We start from the raw sequence: 24,726 nt of genomic DNA, 5'->3' as shown, positions 1-24,726 counted from the left end.
AAATTAAATTACAATAAAAAATTGGTTCTTAGGTGTTTAATGAATGAATCAATCGAATTTTCAGAATACATAAACTGGTTTATACTAAGTTAAAAAGTTCGTTTTTAGGAATTTTATAAATGGGTCTTCCGGATTGTCTGTTTGCATTAAACTAACGTAAGCATTATAGGCATTGGAATGTATTGAAATCTTTTCGCGCAAGCCAGCCATTGCTGCTGCTTTTGCATAATTCTCCTTTGAATTTTCAAAGTCTCCTTTATAAAGAAAAGCCTCTCCCATAGTTGCAAGTTTCCACAAACTTGGGAATGGATCCTTCGCTGTTGCTTGGTATGCTTGGTCTGCAAAAGTATTCATATCGCCTTTCTCTCCTTTCATCAAAGAGAGAAAAGCCAGATTGATGGCGTGATAATATATTTGGGAATAATCATTTTTTGCTTCTGAAATATTCAAGGCATCGCTATAATGTTTGAAAGCCATTCGCAAATCTTCAGTTGTATGTGTTTTCAAATATTGGCGCTTATACCTCCCTCCCATTATTCCCAATAAGTTCGAATTGTCCTTTGCTTCTGGATGTTCATTTAAAATTTTCAGTGCCTCCTCTTCCCTACCCGCGCCTTCTAAAGCATAAATTAGCTGCTCTAGGCCTTTACTGTCAAGCATTTCTAGCGTTGGAAGGAGCTTGTTTATAACATCACTATACTCGCCTATTGCAATATTTATTTCTTCTGTATTTGAAGATTTATTCAAAAAACTTTTGTTGGTTAGTGTATTTAAAAGTAGTTGGTAGCTATCGTCATTTTCATTCGTAATCTGTACTATTGAAAAATGGTCGCCCTCTATGATTTCGTGGTATTTTTTTGGAAAAGGTTCCAAACTTGAACTAATGGGTACATATTCATCTTTAGTAGCCGCAACTGTTTTAAAAGTGAAAGGATAATCATCTTTAAAAGCCTCATCCCAACGATTTCGAAGGTTTCGCATATATTGGCTTCCTTCTTTCAGGTCTTTTTCATCATTGCCATAAGTGAAAAAGTTTTGAAGTTCTATTTCAGGCAGGCCATAGCTTGGGGTAGCATAAAACATTACGTGACTTATTCTACCTAAATCATACGCTTCTAATTCTAGCATTGCTTGTTGAACTACAATTCCACCCAAATCGTGCGCTACAATTGCGATACGCTTATATTTTGAAAATTTATTTTTGATTGAAGTAAGCAAGAAATCTGAGTTTCTTTCAATATCTTTTGCGCATGCCCAAACACTCTTACCCATTTCTGGCACTACATTACTACTATAACCCAACGGAAACATATCCCAACCGTCTAATCCGCCTTTATTGTTAATGAGCAACTTTGGCGCTTGTGCAAATGTATTCTCTGCTTCGCCAGAAAAGCCGTGTACAAAAAGAATAACACTATTGGCATTTTCACTTTCTCTAAATTTTGTAACCAATTCTTTTTCAGGAGATTTTGGTTTGTTTTCTAAAGTTTCAGCTTCAGTCTCTTCAAGGTTGTCTTTTTCAAATTTTGAAGAGATACTAACCACGAAATTTTCATATGACTGAAGATTAGCATACGGTTTTTGATCAGGATTTATTTTAGGAACTTTATCGAATAAATATATAAGCACTTCAAAAATTGTTACAAATGGGTCATCGTCTTCATGCTTGTCCTCTCCACTTAAAACTTCAAGCATACATTTTGTAAAAATGCTGTTCTCCTCCCCCTCTACAATTCCACTTTCCTGATCAGCACGGCAGGCAGAAACAATGGTCATTCCACGGCCATCGTCTAAGTTTTGCGCTAAGCCGTCTGCGTTTGTGTGTTTTGGCTGCACAGTATGTCTTGAAACGCCTGCCGTCATTCCTGAGGCGTGGCAACAATCTAAAAAGAATATTAGTCTTCGGGATTGTAGTTGCGAAATTTTATATTTTACTTCTTCAGCCTTTATCCACGTAGTTTTGTAGTTATCAGGATCATAATCATTTGGGCAGAGATGAAAATATTTTTGGTTTTCTGCTTCGGGCTTCTTTTTTGCTTCATCTTTTATAAATGTATTATCGCTATACATACCGCCGTGACCGGAATAATATAGAAATACAGATGAATTTTCATCGGTTCTTTCAAGCAATTCATCAAACGCTTTCAGAATTCCATTTCGAGTAGCTTTTTTCCTGGTAAGTACTTTTATGTTTTTTTTATAATAACCGCCAAATTTTTTATCGCCAAGAAGTTTTTGTAAAGCCTTGGCGTCGTTTACAGTTTCTGGTAAGTCTTTGCTACCTACCCCAATAATTAGTGCATGTGCATTTTTTAGTTTTGCCATTTTATCTATTTTTAATTTAATAGAAAAAGTAGTGGGGAGCTGAAAATTTAAAAATACCTTATTTCCAAAAATTCAACACTTCTTCAAACTCTTTTGAATTTATATAATCTATAAACTGAGGATCGTTTTTATAGTATTTCCAATGGAACACATGCCCACTCGCAACGGATTTCAACAAAGATTTATACAACTCAGCTTTGTTTTTTGTTGCTGCGTAATATTGTGCAAGGGCATAATCTATTTCACCAAATTGGAAGTTAGCTCGTATATTTTCCAAATTTTGGATATTTTTTTCTGCGTCGGAAATATTGCCGAGTTTAAAATTGCAGATTGCCAATTTTGATAAAACATTACTATTCTTTGGCTCATTGGTATGAATTTTACTTAAAACTTTTTCAGCTATCGCATAATTTTCTTTATAAAACAATGCGTCAGCTAACATTTCTGGAGCTACTGTGTTGGGCTCGGAGTTTATTATTTTGTTGAAATATTCATCTGCTTTTGGCTTGTTGCCTTTCAATAAATATTCTTTTCCTGCTTGTAAATATAACTCCTGTGCCTCTGCGGATGTTGCAGTTATATCTATTTTTCGCAGAAATTGTTCCAAAACCTCTTCTCTTCCAGACCTTATGTATGCAATCAATAAAGGTCTATTAAGATATTTAATTTCGTTTTCTTTTTGGGCTGTTTCAATTATTTTAATAGCTGAATTATAATTTTTCAATTCAATATCAGCATACGCTTTTACGTATATACGAAAAATGCAATCTCGGCAGTTTTGGAGATTCATGCTATCCATCACAACTGTTTTGTAAATTGCTTCAACATCTTCGGGTCTGTTTACAAACTGAAGCGCAAAAATCATAATGGTACTATTGCTACCTAAATCGGAAGGAGCTATTTCATATTCTTTTAAATAGGTATTATAAACTGTGCGGTTGTTTCCCTTTAATAACGCCTCGTGCATATTTAGTAGATTCAATTGGCGTTTATTGGTATAGGAGTCGGGTTTTATAAGTTTAAGTAGCGAATCTGATTTTTTGAATTCTCTTTGATTAAAATAATGTTGAACCCGAAGTACTTTTGGCTCAAAATACGTGGAATCAGTTTCAATAGCTTTGTTTAATAGCGTAATGTACTCTTGGTCGTCATTACTGTTTTTTGCTTCTATCAAATATTTGTATGCCTCGTATTTAGGTGGGCTTTCTTGAATTGTTAGATTTTTCTTGTCTGCCGTAATAAAATAACCTGTAATAGATTCATTTAGATCTTCAATACATTTTAATGGGTTTTCAGTAGCACATTCTGTGGGTTTAAATGAAATTATAGTTTTGTTCGTTTTTCCATCTATTAACATTCCTTGAAAAATTAGTTTGCCCTTTTTTAGATAGAAATTTCCAGAAATAATTTTGCTGGGCTTCAAATATTCTTTAACGATGGTGGTTTCATCTTCTTCAACATTTTTACCTTTTAATATTGCTTTATATTCATCTACCAAATCCTGTGTTATTACTTGTGCTACGTTGTTTTCGGTAATACCATGGATAATCCAATCTGAAGCCATTTTGCTCACAATATCGTATTGTGGATCGCCAGTATTGTTGCCAAATTTTAAAACAGCAATTTTATCGCTTTGTATTATTTTAGGAAGAAGCGTTTTATTTCCTTGGAAGAAATTTTTATTCACAATAAAAAAAACGGCTATTACGCAGATAGAAGCAATAATACCCAAAGCAGAAAAGTACATTTTCTGAAATGCTATTTTTTTCTTTTGATCTTTTTCATCAGTGTCTATTTCGGCTTTTTGTAGGGGAACAATTCTAAATTTCCAAAGAAAAAAAATATAAAGTGGAAAGCATATAAGCAAGACTACTATTAGGAAAGTAACAGATTTTTGCGGAAGTCCCAAAGGTTGCCACGTTATTGATAGTACCTGCAAAATTACCCATGCAGACACCACATATATAGACAACATTTTAAAGACTTCCTTTTCGTGGCATTGCTTAAAAAAGGAGTTAAGCGTCATAATATTCGGTTAGTATTGCTAAAATACTTAAATTCAGATAGTCTTCGAAGATTTATTTCAAATAAAATTAAACCGATAATTTCTAAATGCTTATCTTTAGTTATTGTTTAACCAAAATCTTTTTATTATGCCAACAGAACCAAAAAAAAAGCCCGCAACCCCAGCAAAACCTGCTAAACCAGCACCTAAGCCAGCGCCAAAAATTAAAAAAAAGCCAGCTGGAGGTATTAATCCAGGATAATTGGTTTTCACTCGCTAAATAAACACATTTAAAATCCCTTTTATAAAAGGGATTTTTCTTTATAAAATGCTTCGCTCAACAGGAAGGAATTAGCCTTTCACATCATACACAAAAGCCCGGTACTTAAGCAAGGCTACAAACACAAATCCTCCAAGCGCATTTCCTAAAAGCGCCAAGGCAATGAAGGAGATATAGTCTAAAAATGATATTGCAGATGAAGTTATTAATCCCGCAAACACTTCCACATTGCCAACTATACTATGGTGAAGGCCTGTAAACGCCAAAACTGCGGTTATCATAAAAATTATTACAATGCGGCTCAATGTATCTTTGGAGGCTGCCACTAACCACGAGAGTAATCCCATTAACCAACCGGCAAGTATACTGCTGGCCAAAATAACAATATTGTTGTATTGGGTTACGTGTATCGCTATTTTTTCTACTGTTTTTAAATCAAATATCTCCAAACGGGGTCCAAGCCAAACCAATAAAAAAGCAATCAGGTAACCACCAAGTAAGTTTCCAGCTATAACCAGCCCCCAAAGTTTTAAAAGGCTGGGCAGACTTCTTTTTTTATTTAAAACCGGTAATGTAAGCAATGAAGTCTGTTCCGTAAAAAGTATGGATTGGCCAAGTATTATCATAATAAACCCCAATGGATAAACCAATGACAATGATTTAATTATGGTGTCTTCAGCAACCTTTCCACTGAGGAAATAAAACATAACGCATATCAATAAATAACTAAAACCAATTTCCAATCCCGCTGTTAGGGAACTTAAGAGAATACTTATAGGGTTTTTATCATAGGTCTCCTGCCCTTCTATAATCTGTTGTTTCAGTATTTCGCCATGCGATTTTGCAGTATCCGCTTCAGATGTTTTAGATTTTTTCAGCTCATTGTCGATATTTTGCTGCTCTTCAGATTTATTTTGGTCAGTTGTTTCCATAAGTGTTTTTTGAAAAAAATCCATTCCGAAGATAAATCTAATTATTCAATCAGAAATGAAACTTTTATTAGGTCTGCTTAAAATGCTTTAATTATTTGCTGAAATCTCCGTTAAAGGCAAATTCAGCCCGCGTTTTGTGTTTGCATATCTCTTTAAGTTCTTGCTTTTTTAGATTTTTCGGCAACTCATCAACATCACCATCAAAATAGCCAAAAGCAATGGTTTTAAAAAAGATTTAATGCTCTCCTTCATTATTAACATTTTCCTATATTGTTATAACTTCAAATGCACTTATTTTTACTCAAAATTTTAATTTTATGCTCGTCTGGGGAATTTTTATTGCATTTATCATTTTATTTTTAGCTTTGGATTTGGGCATTTTCAACCGTACTCCACATGTAATCAAAACAAAGGAAGCTGCTATTTGGACGACAATTTGGATTACTGTAGCCCTAAGTTTTTCAGGTGTTATTTATTGGTTATTTCAACCGGGAGGTCTTATTGAAAACCCCACCGAACTAACGCCCCAGCTTGCGGTCTTAAAATATATAACGGGTTATTTAATTGAGCTTTCCCTAAGTATAGACAATGTTTTTGTTATAGCAGTTATCTTCTCTTCGTTCAAGATTCCACAAAAATACCAACACGAAGTTCTATTTTACGGAATCTTGGGAGCCATTGTTTTTAGAGCGTTAATGATCTTTTTTGGCGTTGCATTAATCAATAAATTTGACTGGATAATCTATGTTTTTGGAGCGTTTCTATTGATTACAGCTTTTAGGATGTTATTCCATAAAGAAGAAGAATTTGACCCCAAAAAGTCAAAAATGTTTCGTTTCCTTAAAAAACTATTCCCTATAAGCTACAAAATGGAAGGCGATAAGTTTTTTATAAAACGAATGGGGATCCGTGCAGCTACCCCACTTTTTGTTGCACTTATAATCATAGAATTGACGGACATTCTTTTTGCTCTGGATAGTATTCCAGCCATTCTTGCCATCACTTCTGATCCTTTTATTGTATTCAGTTCAAACATTTTAGCCATTTTGGGACTGCGTTCTATGTATTTTTTAATTTCAAGAATGTTGACCAAATTTAGATATATCAATTACAGTTTGGTAGTAATTCTTGCTTTTGTAGGTGTAAAAATGATTCTCTCTCACAATGTTGAAATTCCTGAATGGCTTTCTCTCGGAGTTATCGGTGTATCGCTTGTAGCTGGCGTTATTGCTTCAATGATAATACCAGACCCAAAGCCTTCTGTGGTTGAGGAAGATTAATTTCACAAAATCCTATTAAAAGTTTGGAATGGTTTTTTTGCTATCGTATCTTTAAAATTGTAATCTAAATCAACAAGATATGAATATAAACTTCGAGTATCACGAGGTGGCAGCTAGCCCAAGATTGGAAGCTTTTGTAGCTGAAAAACTAAATAAACTTGAATCAAAATACGACGCTATAGTTAGTGCAGATGTTTACTTTAAAAAGGAAAACACAACTAATCCTGAAATAGGAAAAATTTGCAGCGTACGCTTAGGTATGCCTGGACCTACCATATTTGCAGAAACCTCCACTGCATCATTTGAAGCTTCAGTTGCAAAAGTAATTACAGAGCTTCGTTCACAACTTCAAAAACGTAAGGAAAAACTGAACGCACACTAATTGTATGAAAAATATGGGAGTTATAGCTCGAAACGATAAACAAATTACACTTATATACAGTAGTAATACACGCATTGGAACACACACGTTGAGCTATCTAGCAGGAAGTGATGAAAGATATTTGGCAATAGATTTGGCAAAAACCAAAGTGTCAGATACCCAATGGGCCGAGATTGCAGATGAATTGGGTGTTAAGATTGGTGATTTGGTTGATAAAAGACAACTAGAGATTGACGATGAGAGCACAACGAATTTTGGTTCAAATGATTGGCTTAAAATTATTCAGAAAAATGATTCTGTAATATCACGACCTATTGTCATTAAAGGAAAACGAACCAAACAAATTGACAATCCCCCAGAAATCTTGGAGTTTTTTGAAGTTGATTCTGCAGGTTTGGAACAAAGTCCATTAAACGATGCGAATCTTGATATTGAGAGAACAACCGAGGATGAAAATTTTATTGAGAAAGACGAATAATCAAACGCGATTTACAATTGTGCTAAGCAGAAATTTTTTGTTGGATTAGAAAAGTAACATCGTTCACATTTCGCAGTTTTTCCATATCTTCATTTTTGAATTCAATATTGAAAACGTCCTCTATGTCCAAAATAATATCTACAAGATGGGCAGAATTAATATTCAATTCGCGTGTCAAATCACTTTCATGATTTATTTCTTTAGCAGAAACATCTTCTGGTAAGTAGGTTTTAATTATGGGTTCAAGAAGCGCGAAAATTTCTTCTGAAGTCATGGGATTTAAATTTTTTTAAAGATAACACATGCGTTTACATCACCAAAACCAAAACTGGCCTTGGCTATGGTTTGTAACGATGTTTTGAGTAGTTTCATCGAAATTTTTTCAGAAGAAATCATTGTTGCTATTTTTGGATGCAGTTTTTCACAATTTACATTGGGAAAAACAAAGCCTTCGTGCAGTTGAAGAATTGCTGAAACAATTTCAATACTACCACTGGCCGCCAAACAATGGCCCACCATCCCTTTCAGCGAATTGATATAGGGAAACTCCTCCCCTTTCCTGTTCAGCGCAATGCTCCAGTTCTCTATTTCATCAGGGTCTTTGATTGTCGCGGTAAGGTGTCCATTTATATAATCAATTTCCGAAGCTGAAATATTTGAGTTTTTTAATGCATCCTTTATACATTTTTGAATAGCCAAACTGTTAGGCGCAGTCATACTGCCTCCTCCCCTTTGGCCTCCATTGTTTATAGCTCCGCCCAAGACTTCTGCATATATAGTAGCACCACGTTTTTGGGCGTTTTCCAAAGATTCGAGTATATATGCCCCTGCCCCACTGCCGGGAACAAAGCCACTGGCGTCAACACTCATTGGGCCTGCAACATTTTCGGGGGAATCGTTGTATTTATAGGTTGTAACCTTCATCGCGTCAAAACCACCCCAAATATAAGGGCCAGAATCGCTTGTGCTACCACACAACATATAAGTTGCCTTACCATTGGCTATGTGGTCGTAACCCATTAAAAGTGCCTCGGTACCAGTTGCACAGGCGGAGGAATTGGCTGTAACCATATTTCCAGCACCAATTATACCTCCCAGATAGGCACTCACGCCACTCGTCATGGTTTGTGCAACGGAATTGCTTCCCAATCGCCGCACGTTTTTATCGTCAATTTTATAAATGGCCTCGCGAAATTTCTCGACGCCGCTTGTGCCGCTTCCGAATATTATTCCCAAATCCCATAACGGTTCTTCCTCATTTTTTGCTGGTTCCAATTTTGCATCTTTCAATGCATCCATTCCAGCAATTACGCCGTATAAAATACCGCTGCTATTGAAGTTGCGAAGTTGAAGTTCAGAAAGATATTCGCGTTTTTTTTCTTCAGAGATAGTGGGCATTGCTCCCAATTGACATGAAAATTTGAGATCGCGTAGTTCTGGGAAAAAGCGGATTCCGGAAATACCTTTTTTTATGGAATCCGAAAACTTCGGAAGACCCACCCCATTTGGTGAAACCACTCCAAGACCAGTAACTACTACACGTTTCTTCATTTAAATGTTTATTGAGGAAGTTTCTTTGAATGAATTGTTTCTTCTCTTTTCTTATTGATTATCATTCCACTGATAGTTCCTTTCGCAACAATTTCATCATTATTATTTAGCATTTTCACTTCACATTTTAATTTATTAAACCTGAAGTATTTTTTTTCCGAAAGCACTTTGACTTTTTCACCTGGAAAAACAGGAAGGTAAAAATCTATTTCGATACTACTCATAGCAAATGTTGGTGATGTTAAACTATTCTCTTTGTCCAAAAGATAAATACCAAGACATACCAACCCAATCTGCGCCATACATTCCGTCAAGATTACACCTGGAGTAACAGGATTGTTTTTGAAATGACCTTTATAAAAAAATGCGTCTTTGTGAAAAGTATAGGTTCCAGAAATAGTTTCTTCGGAAACGGAAAGCACTTCATCCACAAACAAAAAAGGTTCGGAGTACGGTAGCTGCAATATAATTTCGTTAATCTTCAAATTATCTTTTTAAAATCATCTTAAACTTTCGCCTCCATCCACTTTCACTATGGTTCCGTTTATCCAATCTCCTTCTTTTTTACAGAGTAGCGACACAACGTTGGCAACATCTTCTGGAGTTGTTAGTCTATTGAAAGGATTTCTCATTTTAGCCATTTCAGCTAATTTATCACTTCCGGGAATTGCCAAAAATGAAGGTGTTTTTGTAGTTCCGGCCTGAATACAGTTGGTTGTAATTCCCAATGGGGCCAACTCTACCGCCATATTTCGCATTAAAGCTTCCAGTACTGACTTCGCCGCAGAAACAGCCCCGTAGCCAGGCCATACTTTTGAGTTTCCTTCGCTTGTAAAAGCTATACTTCTTGCTTTGGCAACAAATATTTCTTTTTGAATTAAAGCTTGAACCCACTCATACCAGCTAACGGCCATTGCGTGAATAGTTATGTCAAAATCCTGCTTTGAAAGGATTTCATTTTTATCGTCGTGCATTTTTTTTAAACTTCCTTTAGCAATGCTGTGCAGAAGTATTTTAACGCTATGCTTCGGGAGCTCATTAAGTATTTCGTTTCTAACATCTCCATTCAAAGCATCCTGATTAAAGGATTTTACTAAAACTCCATAGGATTTCATCTTTTTCATCTCTTCCTCAAAAGCAGCCAAACTATTCTTCAAATCTCGATGGACAATGCAAATATTCATCCCTTCGGATGCAAGTTTTTTAGCACTGGCAAGGCCAAGTCCGCTACTTCCGCCAAGGATTAATGCCCATTGATTTTTGAATTCTTTCATAAATAATCTATGTCACTACGGCTCTGCTAAGTAACCGGTATTAAATAATTGAACAACGAATTTTAAAATTTAAGTAAAACTCTTTGTGCCGAAAAACCAGGACCAAAACTGAGCATCAAGCCCAAATCCCCACTTTTGGGTTTTTGGTCCATAAAGCGTTCTAAAACATACAGCACTGTGGCACTGCTCATATTGCCATACAATTTAAGCACTTCTTTGGTATCTTCAATATTTTTGCCCAAACTGCCGAACAAATCCTCAACGGTTTCCAATATTTTTCGTCCCCCGGGATGAAAAATAAGGTGGTTAATATCTTTAATTTCAAGATTGTTTTTTTTCAGAAAGGGATATACAATTTCTGGAAAGTGTTCTGTAATCTTTTCGGGAACATTTTTGTCGAGAATCATTTGAAGTCCTGTGTTTACAAGTTTAAAGCCCATCATATCAGTAGCGTCATAAAAATGGTACATTTCTTCAGCGAGTATTTCGGGGCCTTCATCTGCTTCATTAGAGGATAGCAACACACAGGCGGCGCCATCACCAAAGATTGCCGCGCTAACAATGTTCACCATTGAAAAATCCTCCAATTGAAAAGTGGCAGTGGGTGCTTCTAATGCAATAACCGCGGCACGCTTTCCAGGATTTGCCTTTAAAAAATTGTTTGCATAAATAATTCCCGAAATCCCAGCAGCACAACCCATTTCTGTCACGGGAAGACGCACAATGTCTTGCTTCATTTTCAGTTCGTTAATCAAATAGGCATCTACTGATGGAATCATAATTCCAGTGCAGCTAACGGTGATTATAAAATCTATATCTGTAGGTTTCCAGTTTGCTTTATCAAGTGCTTTTAGGAGGCATTGTTTGCCTAGCTTCGTTATTTCTCGGACGTAGATATCATTGCGTTCTTCAAAACTTGTTTTTGTGAAAACTTCAATAGGATCCATAATAGAATAACGTTTGTCCACTCCCGCTCCTTCAAATATTTTTATCACTTTTCTTTGGAATCGGCTGTCTTGTGCATGCATCCATTGTTTTACAAATGGAATTACTTCCGCAGTCTCTCTGCTGAATGCAGGAAGCTGTTTTGCTACTGTGGTTATTTTAACGTTCATAAGTTTTTTTAAGTATCCATTGATATCGGAATGCCCAACGCCAGTGGATAGCGCTTTGTTGATTTGGGATTTTTTTGGAAATACTTTCCAATTCACTTTTTTTGAATCCTCGCGCAATGGAAACCAATCCATCGTGTTTTGCGGTTTTTGTTTTCAAAAATAGTTTACTTACTATCTTAAACAGGTTAAAGGCTTGTTTGCTGCGTTGCAAGTCGTTTATTATCAAGCCTATATTTACTTTTTTCAATAACGTATTCAATAAACTTTCAATCTTTTCATTACTGAAATGATGTAAAAACAGCGTACACAATGCAATATCGCAATTTGGAATTGATTCTTCATTCAAAAAAACATCAACTTTTTCAAAAGAAATGTTTGGATAATTATTGCTTTGCTTTCTGGCAACCGCTATAATGTTTTCGTTGAAATCCAATCCAATACATTTAAAATTGAAATGGTTTTTATTTCCAAAATCACTGCATTTTCGGAGGAATTCGCCATCACCACACCCAATGTCTAAAAGCGTAATGCTTTTGCTTTTTGGATGATTTTTCAATAACTTTTGTAAGCCATCGATTGTAATATTATTTCCACCCAGCCATTTGTTAACTGTTTTCAAGTCTTTTAGAAGATTTTTCATTTCTTCCCCTTGAAAATCCAAGTCGTCCATTATCTCGACTTGGTCTGACCTATATTTATGGCTGAAGGTTATCATTTTGTTTGGCTTCCGTGTGTTTTTTCAATTAATTTCGGCAACAACGAAGGAACAATCTTTGCTAATGAAAAACCTACTTTTGAAGCAAAGGGATCCATCAAAATACGCTGGATAAATCTTCCTGTTTTTAATCTCTCTCCAAATTCTTTTTGCCATTGTGCTGTGTAATCCTCTTCCAATTTGGTTCTATCAAAATTGTTTTCTTGAAATGCTTTGAGAAACAATTCTGAAAAAATTTGGGAGCTCTTTATTGCCATTGCCATTCCATTACCGCAGAGCGGGTGAATGAGTCCTGCACTATCACCCAACATAAAGATATGGTTTTTTACAGGCTCTTTTTTCTGAAAAGAAACCTGGCTGATGGTTAATGGTTTTTTGAAGATCGGTTTTGCTTCTTTAAAAAATTTATCCAAATAAGGATTTTTTGAAAGCTCCTTTTTCTGAAAGGCATCAATAACACCATATTTCTTAAAGGACTTAAAAGTGGACAAATAACAAGCGTTTACGGTATTGGTTTCAGTTTTGCTTAACCCGCAATAGCCACCTTTAAAATTATGCAATGCAACAGTATCATCAGGGAAATCATAATCATAGTGAGCTTTCACAGCAAGCCAAGGCGAAGTTTGCTGCATAAATTTTCGATTTAAAAAAGAATCCAAATTAGATCTTTTTCCATAGGCTCCTATCACAAAATCTGCTTTCAAAATATTCTTTTTTTTGGTTGTAACCGAAAAATGATTCTCTTCAAAAGTTACTTTTTCAACGGTGTCAAAAATAATTTCAGCTTTATTCTTTAAGGCTTCAAACAACAAATTGTCAAAAGCATAACGGCTAATCCCAAAACCTCCGAGGGGCAAACTGGCTTTTAATGGAGCACCTTTGGAGTCGGTAATTTCAAATTTTGATATTTTTTTGGCTCCAACTGAAAAGGGATTGATTCCCAAAGAAATTAGATAAGGCAATACTTCGTTACTCACATACTCGCCACAAACTCTGTGGTGCGGATATTCATTTTTCTCAATCAAACATACTTTACAATTGTTGTTAGCAAGATGCAATGCGGCTGAAAGGCCTGCCAGGCCACCGCCTATTATTACAACATCTCGTTTTGTTCTATTTGCCATGTTTGACTTTAAAGCTAAAAAAAAATCCCGACCTAAAGAGAGGTAGGGATTTTTTAAAATATTTAAGTTTCTAACTATTCGCCAGCTTGTTGCTTAGCTTCATTCTTCATTTTTTCATTTGGAATGATAGCAAGGTTTACACGGCGGTTTTTAGCACGACCTTCAGCTGTTGTATTGTCTGCAACTGGAGCCGTTTCACCATACCAATTGGTAGTGAATCTGCCAGCGCTTAAACCTTTGCTCTGTACAAAATAATTAGTAACGGACTGCGCTCTATTCTTTGAAAGTGTCATGTTCATTTCATCAGCACCTACGCTATCAGTATGACCCACAACAAGAACATCAGTATCTGCATACTCTTTTAATACATTTGCCAATTTATCTAAAGTGGCCTGTGATGCTGCGTTGATATTATATTTAGCTGTATCAAAATAAACGCCACTATTTTCGTCAAAAGTAATCACGATTCCGTCATCTACTCTTACTACTTGAGCTCCGGGGATTTCTTGCTCAATCTTTTGGGCCTGCTTATCCATTTTGTTTCCAATAAGAACTCCAGCTCCACCACCAACTACGCCGCCAATGACTGCGCCAAGCGCTCCATTGCCACCTTTACCAATATTGTTACCAAGTATTGCACCCAATACGGCTCCGCTTGTGGCTCCAATTACGGCACCCTTTTGTTTATTGTTAGCATTTTTAGTGGCTTCACAGCTTCCTAGGCTTAAAATAAGTGTAAAAGCTAAAGCTACTAATGCGGTTTGTTTTAAATATGTTTTCATAATTATTATTCGTTTATTTTAGAAAAATTCATGTTTATTTTAAAAGGTTTGCCATCCAAACTCACCGTTTGTTCCCAACGCATTGAGTTATCGTTAAGTTGGGCAAGGTGCAATCTGAATCCAGTTTTATCTTCTGATCTTCCCTTTGCATCTGTTGGTTTTACCATAAAATCATATAGTCCAGAAGCGGGATCAATTTCTATTATAGTAAAGATGAAATCGCGTTGACCTGTTGGACAGTTAGAGTTGTCAATAGTATAATTACCAGTATTGTTATTTGGAATGAATCTCCAAGTACTTCCTTCGAAACATTCTACTGAAGTATCGTTGAATAAAGTAACATTATAAGTTCCTGAGGAACCGTATGTTATATTTTCCAAAGTCCAATAGCCTTTAATAACTTTTCGAGATTCTTGAACGGTTTTTGGTGTTCCGCAAGAAAATGCTGTGGCCGCAATCAGGGCCAAAATGAGGATTTTTTTCATAAATGATAGTTTTTGTGTTTAAAAAAAAGGGGTTAGTAAATTTTTTATCTTTTAAATAATCTTGAGAGTAATGATATTGCTAAAAGAACTATAAAGATGTAAAAGATAATTTTTGCGATATCAGCTGCACCTTCTGCGATGCCTCCAAAACCAAAAATTGCTGCAATGATTGCAATAACTAAGAAAATAACGATCCAACGTAACATAGTTTTTGGGTTTAATGATTAGTATGGCACTAAATTAAACAACAATTTTAACGTTTGGATTATCTTTGTCTAAAGTTTAACAACGAATGTTAAATTATTAGTAAGATAATAAATTTAATAGGTTTTTTTTAAATTTTTCTTTAGGAAGATAAGAAGATTCTAAGTTTGCCGCAAAAGGAATAGGTGTTTCTAGACTGGCAACCCGCTTTACAGGAGCGTCCAAATTTTCAAAACAATTCTCCATTATCAATGCGGAGATATCTGAAGCAATACCCCCAAATATTGAATCTTCTTGAAGGATAATTACCTTTCCAGTTTTCTTAACTGAACTGTAAATTGCTTCGGTATCCAAAGGGATTAATGTTCGCAAATCGATTAAGTCTGCACTTATTTCTGGATTTTGTTCCAGAGTTTCCAAAGCCCAATGTACTCCGGCTCCATAAGTTATTATAGTAACGTCTTTTCCTTCTTTTAAAACGGAAGCTTTACCCAGAGGAAGTGTGTAATAATCCGTGGGCACATCTTGTCTAATACTTCTATACAATGCTTTATGTTCAAAAAACATCACGGGGTTGGGATCTTCAATACATGTAGCCAATAATCCTTTGGCATCGTAAGGAAAAGCTGGGTAAACAACTTTTAAGCCAGGTGTGTGTGTAAACCACGCCTCATTTGTTTGACTATGGAACGGCCCCGCTCCTACTCCTGCGCCACAGGGCATTCGGACTACTACATCAGCTTTTTCATTCCATCGGTAATGACTTTTTGCAAGATGATTTATAATTGGGTTAAAACCCGAAGTAACAAAATCTGCAAATTGCATTTCCACTACCGCTTTAAATCCATTAATGGAAAGTCCCATTGCCGCAGAAACGATGGCAGATTCACAAATAGGTGTGTTGCGGACCCGTTCTTTACCGAACTGCTCCAAAAACCCTTCTGTTATTTTAAAAACTCCGCCGTACTCAGCAACATCTTGGCCCATAATCACAAGATTGTCGTGACGTTCCATGGATTGTTTCAAACCTTGAGAAATAGCATCAATTAAGCGAATATTTTCTTTATTTGAATTTTCTTTAACATCCTGATAATTAAACTCTTTGTAAACATCATTTAATTCATTAGCTTCAGTAGATTCTATTTTTGGTTCTGCAAAAGCAATATCTAGATTCGAATCAATTTCGTGCTTGAATTCATCTTTAAACTCTTGGATTTTTTCTTCAGAAAGTATACCTTCCCCGAGCAAATAGCTTTCATAATTTACAAGCGGATCTCGCAGTCCCCATTCGTCAATCAAGTCTGTTGGAACGTATTTTGTGCCACTCGCCTCTTCATGACCGCGCATTCTGAAGGTTTTGAACTCTAACAACACCGGACGTGGATTTTTCCGCATACTTTCAACTAAATCTTTCAGTTTGGTATAAACTTCCAAAATATCGTTGCCTTCAATTATATGGGCTTCCATCCCATAGCCTTTTCCACGATCGGCTATATTTTCACAATTATACTGTTCGTTGGTTGGCGTTGAAAGGCCGTAACCGTTGTTTTCAACACAAAAAAGAACAGGAAGTTGCCAAACAGAAGCAACGTTTAACGCTTCGTGAATATCACCTTCACTAGTGCCACCTTCTCCTGTAAATACGGCACATACTTTATTATTTCCTTTTAATTTGTTTGCCAGAGCAATTCCATCAGCAACACCAAATTGAGGGCCTAAGTGCGAAATCATTCCAATAATGTGGAATTCCTGTGTTCCAAAGTGAAAACTTCTATCGCGACCTTTTGTAAATCCGTTTGCTTTTCCCTGCCATTGCGAAAACAATCTGTGGAGCGGAATATCGCGCATCGTGAAAACCGCCAAGTTTCGGTGCATGGGTAAAATGTATTCGTCTTTGTCCAAAACAGCTGTAATCCCTACTGAAATAGCTTCTTGACCTATGCCACTAAACCATTTTGAAACTTTTCCTTGACGCAGAAGAATGAGCATTTTTTCTTCTATCATCCGTGGCTTCAGCATTCCACGGTAAAGTTTTAGCAAGGTTTCATTGTCAAGATTTTTTCGGTTATAATCGAAGAAAATATGTGGTGTTGTTTCAGGTTTCATCATTAGTAATTAGAAGATTCAAAAGTAGAAAAAAACCCATTGTAATAAGGATTATTAAAGCAAATTTTATCTGAGGAAAAACTTTTACAATTTGGTATCTTTGTAAGCTAAATTCAATTGCTATGAACAATATACCCAGTGTAGATTTAGCCGATTTCCTTTCTGAAGACCCAAATAGAAAGCAAAAGTTTGTAAATGAAATAGGTTCAGCATACGAAGACATAGGTTTTGTATCCCTTAAAAATCACTTCCTAAGTGATGATTTGGTCGATGAACTATATAAAGAAGTGAAAAACTTTTTTGCACTTCCACTTGAAGTGAAAGAAAAATATGAAATTGCAGGTCTAGGCGGACAGCGCGGTTATATTTCCTTCGGAAAAGAGCATGCTAAAGGAAAAAAAGAAGGAGACTTAAAAGAGTTTTGGCATTTTGGACAAGAGCCTTCTGCAGATGCTAAACTCGAGGAAGAATATCCGAAAAACGTTCATGTTAAGGAATTGCTCGATTTTAACCATACTGGTATGGAAGCATACCGAATGCTTGAAAAAACTGGAATTTATGTGCTTAGAGCATTGGCACTTTATATTGGCTTGGATGAGTTCTATTTTGACCATTGGGCAAATAATGGCAATAGCATCCTTCGCCCAATTCACTACCCTCCTATTACTGAAGAGCCCAAAGGAGCGGTGCGTGCAGGAGCCCACGGAGATATCAATCTTATTACACTATTAATGGGAGCCTCTGCTGGTGGTCTTCAAGTTTTGAGAAAAGATGGCGAATGGATTGATGCAATTCCTAAGGATGACGAATTGGTTATAAACGTGGGCGATATGCTTGAACGCCTCACTAACAATAAACTTCGCTCTACTATACATAGGGTTATAAATCCACCTCGTGAAGAATGGGGAAGCCCGCGCTACTCAATACCTTTCTTTATGCATCCGCGCTGCGATATGAAATTGAATTGTTTGCCAGAATGTATTGACGAAGCACACCCAAAAGCATTTGGTGATATTACAGCAGGTGAATTTTTACACCAGCGATTGGTGGAAATTGGATTAATTAAAAAATAACCCTTCTATTTCGCTCAGGGACCGATTCGGGGATTGTGCGGAGCCGAAATCACAAATCTTAAATTTTAAATCTTGAATTCCTTAGAAGAACAATTAAAAAATCTATTTCCCGACCACGATCCAAAAGATGTTCCCGAAACGAATGAGGAACCTACTATTTGGATGCAAGACGACCCGTTAATTTGTAAGTATGAAAAGAGAAAGGGGAAACCGATTACCATTATAGAAGGCTACACCGGTGCGGATAGTGATTTCAAGATTCTTGCAAAGGAATTGAAACAGCTATTAAGTGTTGGGGGAAGTTTTAAAAATGAACAAATTATTATTCAAGGAGACTATCGCGATAAGATTATGAAATTCCTAAAAGAAAAGGGATTTAAGGTTAAACGGGTTGGGGGATAAAAATAAAAGGATGAGAATTGAAGAATCTGAACTAATATTGACGCCTGAAGGTAAAATTTACCATTTGAATCTGGCTCCTTCACAGCTTGCTGCAACCGTAATTACTGTAGGCGATCCCGACCGTGTAGAAATGGTTTCCAAATATTTCGACACCATTGAAACAAAGGCCGAACATCGCGAATTCAAAACCCACACTGGAACCTACAAAGGAAAGCGTATTAGCGTGATTTCTACCGGAATTGGTCCCGACAATATTGACATTGTCTTCAATGAACTGGATGCTTTGGTGAATATAGATTTTGAAAAGCGTCAAGTCAAGAAAAAGCTGACGTCGCTTGATATTATTAGGATTGGAACCTCTGGAGGCTTGACTCCCGATGTTAAAGTGGATAGCTTTTTGATTAGTACACTCGGCATCGGATTAGATAACGTAATGCATTATTACGACAAAACGGATAAAATTTTCAATCGCGATTTTGCACAATCGTTTATTGACCATACCCAATGGAATCCAGACAATTCGGTTCCCTATGCCGTAGAGGCTGATAAAACTTTGCTGAAAAAATTTACATCTGAAAATACTATTCAAGGTATAACTATTACCAATGTTGGTTTTTATGGGCCGCAAGGCCGGGTGCTTCGCGCAAAATTGAAGGATGAAAAACTAAATGAAAAGCTAACTTCCTTCCGCTATAAAAAGAAAAAGATCACCAACCTGGAAATGGAAACCGCAACAATGTACGGGATGGCCAAATTGCTAGGCCATCGAGCTATTTCAATGAATGCAATTATTGCTAATCGTGCTTCCGGAACTTTCAGTAAAAATGCATCAAAAACCATAGATGCACTTATTCAATACACTTTAGAAAAAGTTACAGAATGAAAAATTTTCTAATTGGCGGTGTGCCAGAACATTTCAACCTGCCTTGGTATATTGCACTTCGCGATAAGGATTTTCAGGAAAAAGGAATCAATCTACGCTGGAAAGATTACCCAGGCGGAACTGGTCAAATGTCCCGTGCACTGCGCGAAAAAGAAATAGACATGGCTGTAATCCTCACCGAGGGAATTGTTCGTGATATAATTAAAGGAAACGATTGTAAGATTATCCAAGTTTTCGTGAAAACGCCTCTTTTATGGGGAATCCACGTTGCAGCCAATTCAGATTATGAAACAGTTTCAGATTTAAAAGGAACAGAAGCCGCAATAAGTCGTTTTGGCTCCGGATCACATTTAATGGCTTTCGTAAATGCTGAAACCCTTGATTGGGATTTAAAAACCGACTTGAATTTTAAAGTGATAAAGGATTTAGAAGGCGCTTTGGAAGGACTTCCAAAAGGAAACGGCGACTATTTTATGTGGGAAAAATTTATGACCAAACCACATGTGGACAACGGTACTTTACGTTTAATTGGTGAATCTCCTACTCCGTGGCCAAGTTTTGTCATCGCTGTTCGAAATGATGTTTTAGAGAATGATTTAGAAAGTGTTCAATCAATTTTGAAAGTGATAAACAACACTACTGAAAACTTCAAAAATATACCAAAGATTGATGAGATGATTGCAAAACGCTACGGCCTAAAAATTGAAGATGTACGTGAATGGCTGTCGTTAACCGAATGGAGCGACCGGCAGCTAAGCTCAAAAGAACTGGAAAATATTCAACAGAAACTATTGGAACTAGATTTAATTGAAAGTAAAGTTCAGAAAAACAGTATATTACATAATATCCAAAAAAAATCTTAATATTTACGCAACCCGAAAGTAGAACTTGCATCTTGTTATTATAAAACCAAGTATTATGACTACTTTTTTAATCGTTTTGGGGGCGTTGTTAGTCACAAATTTCTTGCTACTGCAGTTTAGTTGCAATGACGCTACCGAATCAGAAGTACCCGAAGAAGAATAAGAAATATCCCCATTTCTTTTCTTTCATTAAAATTACCATTTAATTGGGTTTTTGCCTTTTTTCTTTAAGTATTCGTTTGTTTTACCGAAATGTTTATTTCCAAACCAATAGCCCCTATTTGCGGCTAATGGCGAAGGATGACCACTGCTTAGCACCAAATGTTTTGACGTATCAATCTTGGCACCTTTCTTTTTTGCGGGACCTCCCCAAAGCAGGAATACCAATCCTTCCCTTTCCATAGAAAGCTTTTCAATAACTGCATCCGTAAATTTTTCCCAACCTTTGTTTTGATGGCTCCCTGCCTGATGTGCCTGAACAGTTAAGGTGGCGTTCAACAATAACACGCCCTGATCTGCCCAGCGTTCCAAATTGCCATTTTTTGGAATTGGGGAGCCGATATCAGTTCTTATTTCTTCAAAAATATTTTTCAGCGAAGGTGGAACCGCTACGTTTTCTCCAACTGAAAAGCACAAACCATGTGCCTGTCCTGGTCCGTGATAGGGGTCCTGCCCTATTATGACAACTTTGACACCCTTAAAAGGCGTATGATTAAAGGCTGAAAAAATCTGCTTTGCCGGCGGAAAACAATGTTTTGAAATATATTCTGTTTTTACGAATTCCACCAAATTTTTAAAATAAGGTTTCTCAAATTCTTCCTTTAAAATCGCCTTCCATCCTGGCTCGATTGTTACCTCCATTATTGTTACTTTTGCATGATTGCTGAAAAAGTAAAATTAATGGAAATAAAACGGAAAGCCCGTATAGACAGTAAAACTTTAGAGGACCTTGAATTTCCTTCGGTGCTGCGCCAAGTCTCAGAATTTTGCGTTACCGAACCGGGGCGTGAGAATGTACTTTCAATTGTGCCCTTTCAAGAATTTGCTGAAATTGAACCCGAATTGCAACGTGTTAAGGAGTTTACGGCTTCACTTGATGGTGACAACCGGATTCCAAACCACGGCTTTGATCCTATTTTCAGAGAGTTGCGATTGCTAGATATTGAAAACAGTACGCTTGAAATTTCTGGGTTTCGAAAAATTCTTTCCATTTCTGAAACCACTCGAATTCTCCTTAAATTCTTTAAAAAGTTTGAGGAATTCTATATTCACTTGAATTCTTTTTCCGAAGAAGTAGATTACAATTCAATCATTTCAGAAGAAGTAAATAAACGGATTGATAAATATGGCGAAATTAATGATGATGCTTCCACCGAACTAGGCGTTATTCGTAGAAGATTGAATGTGGTGAAGGGAAAGATAAATTCCTCTTTTACAAAAGCACTTTCGCAATACATACAAAACGATTATCTGGATGAAATCCGTGAGTCTGTGGTGGAAAACCGTCGGGTTCTGGCAGTAAAAGCGATGCACCGCAAAAAAGTAAAAGGCTCAGTCTTGGGCAGTTCAAAAACGGGAAGCATCGTTTATATTGAACCTCAAGAAACACTAGAATATGCCAACGAGCTGAGTAATTTAATTTACGAAGAAGACGAAGAAATAAAACGAATTCTAAAAGCATTGACAGAATTTGTAAGGCCACACACGGCACTTTTGGCGAGCTATCAAGAATATTTAACAAGTATGGACGTGCTTTACGGAAAAGCAAAGTACGCACTGAAAATAAATGGAGTATTACCTATTATCACTTCAGAAAAAAAGATTTCACTTCAAAATGCATTTCATCCGCTGTTGTTGGTTTCAAACAATAAACGGAAAGAAAAAACATTTCCGCAGAGCATTGAACTGGTTCCCGATAAGCGAATCATTGTAATCTCTGGGCCAAACGCTGGCGGTAAAAGTATTACGCTTAAAACAGTTGGGCTTTTGCAGGTAATGCTTCAAAGTGGTCTGTTGATTTCCGTTGAACCCCAAAGCGAAATGTGCTTTTTTAAACGAATTTTGACAGATATTGGCGACAACCAATCTATTGAAAATCATTTAAGTACTTATAGTTACCGTTTAAAAAAAATGAATCAATTTTTGAAAAAGTGCGATAAAAAAACACTTTTTTTAATTGATGAATTTGGAACTGGAAGTGATCCAGAACTCGGCGGAGCTTTGGCCGAAACTTTTTTGGAAGTTTTTTATGAACGAGAGGCTTTTGGGATAATCACAACGCATTACACCAATTTAAAACTTTTGGCAAACGAGCTGCCATACGCAATCAATGCCAATATGCAATTCGATAATAAATCGTTGGAACCACTTTATCATTTGCATTTGGGCGAAGCTGGAAGCAGTTATACTTTTGAAGTTGCCCAAAAAAACGGAATTCCTTATAGTCTTATAAATAGATCAAAGAAAAAGATTGAACGCGGGAAAGTGCGTTTTGATAAAACCATAGCCAATCTTCAAAAAGAGCGGTCAAATCTCAGAAAAACTTCAGAATCTTTAAAAACAGAGGAACAAAAAGCTCGGGTTGAAGGCAAGCAACTAGAAGAAGTGAACGCACGTGTACAGGAAAAACTGGAAAGCTATCAAGAATTGTTTGATGCAAACCAAAAGCTAATCAGTTTGGGGAAAAAAGTTGATGCACTTTCAGAAAAATATTTCAACAATAAACAGAAAAAGCAGTTGATTGACGAGTTGATGAAGCTGGTTATGATTGAAAACAGCAAGCGCAAAAAACTGGAGCCAAAAGTTAAGAAAGCCGTAAAAGCCAAGGAACAAAAGGTTATCAAGGAAGTTGAAAAAAAGGTGGAAGTAATCCGGGAACGCAAAAAAGAAGAGAAGGAAAAAGCCAAAAAGCTACCCCCGCCAAAACCGAAAGTTACACTCAAACTTGGTGACAGAGTTCGAATGATTGATGGAAGAGCAATTGGAACGATTGATACCATAGAAAAAAATAAGGCGATTGTTAATTACGGAATGTTTACGACTAACGTAAGTCTGGAGGAACTAGAAAAAGTTTAATTAGGTCTCGACTGCGCTCGACCGGACATTTGTCTAATCGAGCGCAGTTGAAAGGATATTATGAATGAAAAACACAAAATAATATTGTTCGACGGCGTTTGCAACCTTTGCAATGGCGCAGTTACCTATATTATAAAGCACGACAAAAAAAATGTTTTCAAATTTGCGGCGCTTCAGAGTGAGATTGGAAAACAATTGGTTGCAAAATTCAATATTGATACTGAAAAAGTAGATTCCATTATTCTTATTGATGACGAAAAACATTACGAAAAGTCTTCAGCGGCACTTCATATAACTAAGAATCTTTCTGGCGCTTATCCCCTACTTTTTGGGTTTATGATTGTTCCGAAATTTATCAGAAATGCAGTGTATGATTACATTGCACGAAACCGTTACAAATGGTTTGGAAAGAAGGAAAGCTGTATGATTCCTACTAAAGAATTGAAAGCAAAGTTTCTTTAATTAATATTTTGCCCCACATTCAAATCTCCTGGTGAATCATCCGCTGGGGCATTCCATATAAAATCTCCGTAGGTGTTTCCATTTCCTGTGAGTTGTAAAGAAAAGCCAATTGGGGTTGTAATTTTCGATTCTTTTACACCAATATCGGTTGAATTTATTCCGTTGGCAGGGCCGTTATTTGCCATGAATGTTCCTTCGTAGCTAAGAAATTGGATGACTATGCCCGCTTTTACAATTGCAATTCCGTCCGCTGGTCCATTTTGAAGTCCTGTAGCCACAAATGAACGGGTTCCAACTCCATTTGATTGATTTGGAATTAATCCGTTCAAAGGAATAGTTTGGTAATTGGTGCCTGTAGCGCCATTATACAATTCAATTGTACAAGTACCTAAATCATAACCCGCAGGACCGGCGATCTCAACAAATTCTCCAGAATCTGTACCCATGTTTTTATAATGAAATTCATTGATCCATATTTCAGGAGATGGAATCGTAACGCAATAAATATCGTTCCAGACTCCTCCATCCCATATTTGTAGACAGCTTTGTCCATTTCCATTGTTCATCACAAAAACTAATAATCCCGCGTCGGATATATTGGGAATTATTGCATTACGTGCAGGAATGTTCGGTACCCGAGGCGGCATAAAACCTTTGTAAGTACTGCCTCCATCAGAGGTACTGCTCACTTCAAGCATTGAAGAATTAGTGGGATTTACGGTTCCAATCCCCACCTGGCCAAACAAATTTCCCATTGCAAAGCCAACACAAAAAACTAAGACAACTGTTTTCATAACTATGATATTTAGTCATAGCCAAATAGGTAAATTCAAGAAAAATTTTAGATCGGGCAATTGTTCCCGGGGAGAAGTGATAATCTAAATTAATAAAATTTAATCTTTTTTCAAAAAACTAAACTGTTAAAATACA

At 36.5% G+C, this 24,726-nt stretch carries 26 protein-coding genes; 9 read left to right on the top strand and 17 right to left on the bottom strand.

The window, feature by feature from the left end:
- Nucleotides 1-84: 84 nt before the first annotated feature.
- The 4 genes from ESU54_RS04070 to ESU54_RS04060 form a co-directional block, all read right to left on the bottom strand.
- Nucleotides 85-2,325 (bottom strand): caspase family protein, encoded by a 2,241-nt coding sequence (locus ESU54_RS04070; protein ID WP_111843864.1) that lies wholly within the window; start codon nt 2,323-2,325, stop codon nt 85-87.
- Between the two features lie 58 nt (nt 2,326-2,383).
- Nucleotides 2,384-4,351: a tetratricopeptide repeat protein gene (locus ESU54_RS04065; protein ID WP_146848079.1), complete on the bottom strand. Its 1,968-nt coding sequence runs from the start codon at nt 4,349-4,351 to the stop codon at nt 2,384-2,386.
- 96 nt (nt 4,352-4,447) lie between these two features.
- Nucleotides 4,448-4,603, bottom strand: coding sequence for a hypothetical protein (locus ESU54_RS17775; protein WP_160113260.1), 156 nt, complete (start codon nt 4,601-4,603; stop codon nt 4,448-4,450).
- A gap of 78 nt (nt 4,604-4,681) precedes the next feature.
- On the bottom strand, nt 4,682-5,542 hold the full coding sequence (locus ESU54_RS04060) for a formate/nitrite transporter family protein (RefSeq protein WP_111843982.1): 861 nt from the start codon (nt 5,540-5,542) through the stop codon (nt 4,682-4,684).
- A 317-nt stretch (nt 5,543-5,859) separates the two neighbouring features.
- Between ESU54_RS04060 and ESU54_RS04055 the strand changes: the two genes are divergently transcribed.
- From ESU54_RS04055 to ESU54_RS04045, 3 genes are all read left to right on the top strand, one after another.
- Complete coding sequence (locus tag ESU54_RS04055) at nt 5,860-6,822, top strand: TerC family protein (RefSeq protein WP_111843862.1); 963 nt, start codon at nt 5,860-5,862, stop codon at nt 6,820-6,822.
- 79 nt (nt 6,823-6,901) lie between these two features.
- Nucleotides 6,902-7,204, top strand: a complete 303-nt coding sequence (gene hpf / locus ESU54_RS04050; RefSeq protein WP_111843861.1) for a ribosome hibernation-promoting factor, HPF/YfiA family — start codon at nt 6,902-6,904, stop codon at nt 7,202-7,204.
- A 13-nt stretch (nt 7,205-7,217) separates the two neighbouring features.
- Entirely contained in the window at nt 7,218-7,682 is a 465-nt protein-coding gene (locus ESU54_RS04045) for an arsenate reductase family protein (protein WP_146743972.1), read from the top strand.
- A 22-nt stretch (nt 7,683-7,704) separates the two neighbouring features.
- On the opposite strand, the gene ESU54_RS04040 is transcribed toward ESU54_RS04045, so the two are convergent.
- From ESU54_RS04040 to ESU54_RS03990, 11 genes are all read right to left on the bottom strand, one after another.
- Nucleotides 7,705-7,956 carry an acyl carrier protein gene (locus tag ESU54_RS04040; protein WP_111843859.1) on the bottom strand — a complete coding sequence of 84 codons (252 nt, stop codon included), beginning with the start codon at nt 7,954-7,956 and terminating at the stop codon, nt 7,705-7,707.
- 5 nt (nt 7,957-7,961) lie between these two features.
- Entirely contained in the window at nt 7,962-9,233 is a 1,272-nt protein-coding gene (locus ESU54_RS04035) for a beta-ketoacyl-[acyl-carrier-protein] synthase family protein (RefSeq protein WP_111843858.1), read from the bottom strand.
- A gap of 8 nt (nt 9,234-9,241) precedes the next feature.
- Nucleotides 9,242-9,718, bottom strand: coding sequence for a 3-hydroxyacyl-ACP dehydratase FabZ family protein (locus ESU54_RS04030; protein WP_111843857.1), 477 nt, complete (start codon nt 9,716-9,718; stop codon nt 9,242-9,244).
- 15 nt (nt 9,719-9,733) lie between these two features.
- Nucleotides 9,734-10,507, bottom strand: coding sequence for an SDR family oxidoreductase (locus ESU54_RS04025; RefSeq protein WP_111843856.1), 774 nt, complete (start codon nt 10,505-10,507; stop codon nt 9,734-9,736).
- A 62-nt stretch (nt 10,508-10,569) separates the two neighbouring features.
- Nucleotides 10,570-11,622, bottom strand: coding sequence for a type III polyketide synthase (locus ESU54_RS04020; protein ID WP_111843855.1), 1,053 nt, complete (start codon nt 11,620-11,622; stop codon nt 10,570-10,572).
- Nucleotides 11,612-12,337 (bottom strand): methyltransferase domain-containing protein, encoded by a 726-nt coding sequence (locus ESU54_RS04015; RefSeq protein ID WP_111843854.1) that lies wholly within the window; start codon nt 12,335-12,337, stop codon nt 11,612-11,614. Before ESU54_RS04015 ends, ESU54_RS04020 begins: the two co-directional genes overlap by 11 nt.
- Nucleotides 12,334-13,461 carry an NAD(P)/FAD-dependent oxidoreductase gene (locus ESU54_RS04010; protein WP_111843853.1) on the bottom strand — a complete coding sequence of 376 codons (1,128 nt, stop codon included), beginning with the start codon at nt 13,459-13,461 and terminating at the stop codon, nt 12,334-12,336. The genes ESU54_RS04015 and ESU54_RS04010 overlap by 4 nt, the downstream gene beginning before the upstream one ends.
- Before the next feature lie 74 nt (nt 13,462-13,535).
- Nucleotides 13,536-14,243 (bottom strand): OmpA family protein, encoded by a 708-nt coding sequence (locus ESU54_RS04005; protein WP_111843852.1) that lies wholly within the window; start codon nt 14,241-14,243, stop codon nt 13,536-13,538.
- Between the two features lie 5 nt (nt 14,244-14,248).
- Complete coding sequence (locus ESU54_RS04000; RefSeq protein ID WP_111843851.1) at nt 14,249-14,728, bottom strand: lipocalin family protein; 480 nt, start codon at nt 14,726-14,728, stop codon at nt 14,249-14,251.
- A 44-nt stretch (nt 14,729-14,772) separates the two neighbouring features.
- Nucleotides 14,773-14,934: a DUF1328 domain-containing protein gene (locus ESU54_RS03995; RefSeq protein ID WP_111843850.1), complete on the bottom strand. Its 162-nt coding sequence runs from the start codon at nt 14,932-14,934 to the stop codon at nt 14,773-14,775.
- A gap of 97 nt (nt 14,935-15,031) precedes the next feature.
- The gene (locus ESU54_RS03990; RefSeq protein ID WP_111843849.1) at nt 15,032-17,041 is read right to left on the bottom strand and encodes an alpha-ketoacid dehydrogenase subunit alpha/beta; all 2,010 of its coding nucleotides are present in this window, start codon (nt 17,039-17,041) and stop codon (nt 15,032-15,034) included.
- A gap of 119 nt (nt 17,042-17,160) precedes the next feature.
- Here ESU54_RS03990 and ESU54_RS03985 point away from each other — a divergent pair, with 119 nt between their 5' ends.
- The 4 genes from ESU54_RS03985 to ESU54_RS03970 all read left to right on the top strand — a co-directional run bounded on the left by ESU54_RS03985 (nt 17,161) and on the right by ESU54_RS03970 (nt 20,259).
- Entirely contained in the window at nt 17,161-18,111 is a 951-nt protein-coding gene (locus tag ESU54_RS03985; RefSeq protein WP_111843848.1) for an isopenicillin N synthase family dioxygenase, read from the top strand.
- A gap of 72 nt (nt 18,112-18,183) precedes the next feature.
- The gene (locus ESU54_RS03980) at nt 18,184-18,513 is read left to right on the top strand and encodes a translation initiation factor (RefSeq protein WP_111843847.1); all 330 of its coding nucleotides are present in this window, start codon (nt 18,184-18,186) and stop codon (nt 18,511-18,513) included.
- A 10-nt stretch (nt 18,514-18,523) separates the two neighbouring features.
- Nucleotides 18,524-19,396, top strand: a complete 873-nt coding sequence (locus tag ESU54_RS03975; RefSeq protein WP_111843846.1) for a nucleoside phosphorylase — start codon at nt 18,524-18,526, stop codon at nt 19,394-19,396.
- The gene (locus ESU54_RS03970) at nt 19,393-20,259 is read left to right on the top strand and encodes a substrate-binding domain-containing protein (RefSeq protein ID WP_111843845.1); all 867 of its coding nucleotides are present in this window, start codon (nt 19,393-19,395) and stop codon (nt 20,257-20,259) included. Before ESU54_RS03975 ends, ESU54_RS03970 begins: the two co-directional genes overlap by 4 nt.
- Before the next feature lie 195 nt (nt 20,260-20,454).
- Here the strand turns inward: ESU54_RS03970 and ung are convergent, their stop codons facing one another.
- Entirely contained in the window at nt 20,455-21,120 is a 666-nt protein-coding gene (gene ung, locus ESU54_RS03965) for a uracil-DNA glycosylase (RefSeq protein ID WP_111843844.1), read from the bottom strand.
- A 39-nt stretch (nt 21,121-21,159) separates the two neighbouring features.
- Here ung and ESU54_RS03960 point away from each other — a divergent pair, with 39 nt between their 5' ends.
- Together ESU54_RS03960 and ESU54_RS03955 are read left to right on the top strand one after the other, a co-directional pair.
- Nucleotides 21,160-23,334, top strand: a complete 2,175-nt coding sequence (locus ESU54_RS03960) for an endonuclease MutS2 (RefSeq protein ID WP_111843981.1) — start codon at nt 21,160-21,162, stop codon at nt 23,332-23,334.
- Between the two features lie 60 nt (nt 23,335-23,394).
- Nucleotides 23,395-23,796, top strand: a complete 402-nt coding sequence (locus ESU54_RS03955; RefSeq protein WP_111843843.1) for a thiol-disulfide oxidoreductase DCC family protein — start codon at nt 23,395-23,397, stop codon at nt 23,794-23,796.
- On the opposite strand, the gene ESU54_RS03950 is transcribed toward ESU54_RS03955, so the two are convergent.
- The gene (locus ESU54_RS03950) at nt 23,793-24,590 is read right to left on the bottom strand and encodes a hypothetical protein (RefSeq protein ID WP_111843842.1); all 798 of its coding nucleotides are present in this window, start codon (nt 24,588-24,590) and stop codon (nt 23,793-23,795) included. The two genes, ESU54_RS03955 and ESU54_RS03950, sit on opposite strands and share 4 nt — an antisense overlap.
- Nucleotides 24,591-24,726 lie beyond the last annotated feature (136 nt).

Origin of the sequence: Aequorivita antarctica, assembly GCF_007997155.1 — a bacterium.
Classification (GTDB): Bacteria; Bacteroidota; Bacteroidia; order Flavobacteriales; family Flavobacteriaceae; genus Aequorivita; species Aequorivita antarctica.
The sequence above is the reverse complement of the archived record's forward strand: the minus strand, read 5'-3'. Positions and strand labels throughout refer to the sequence as shown.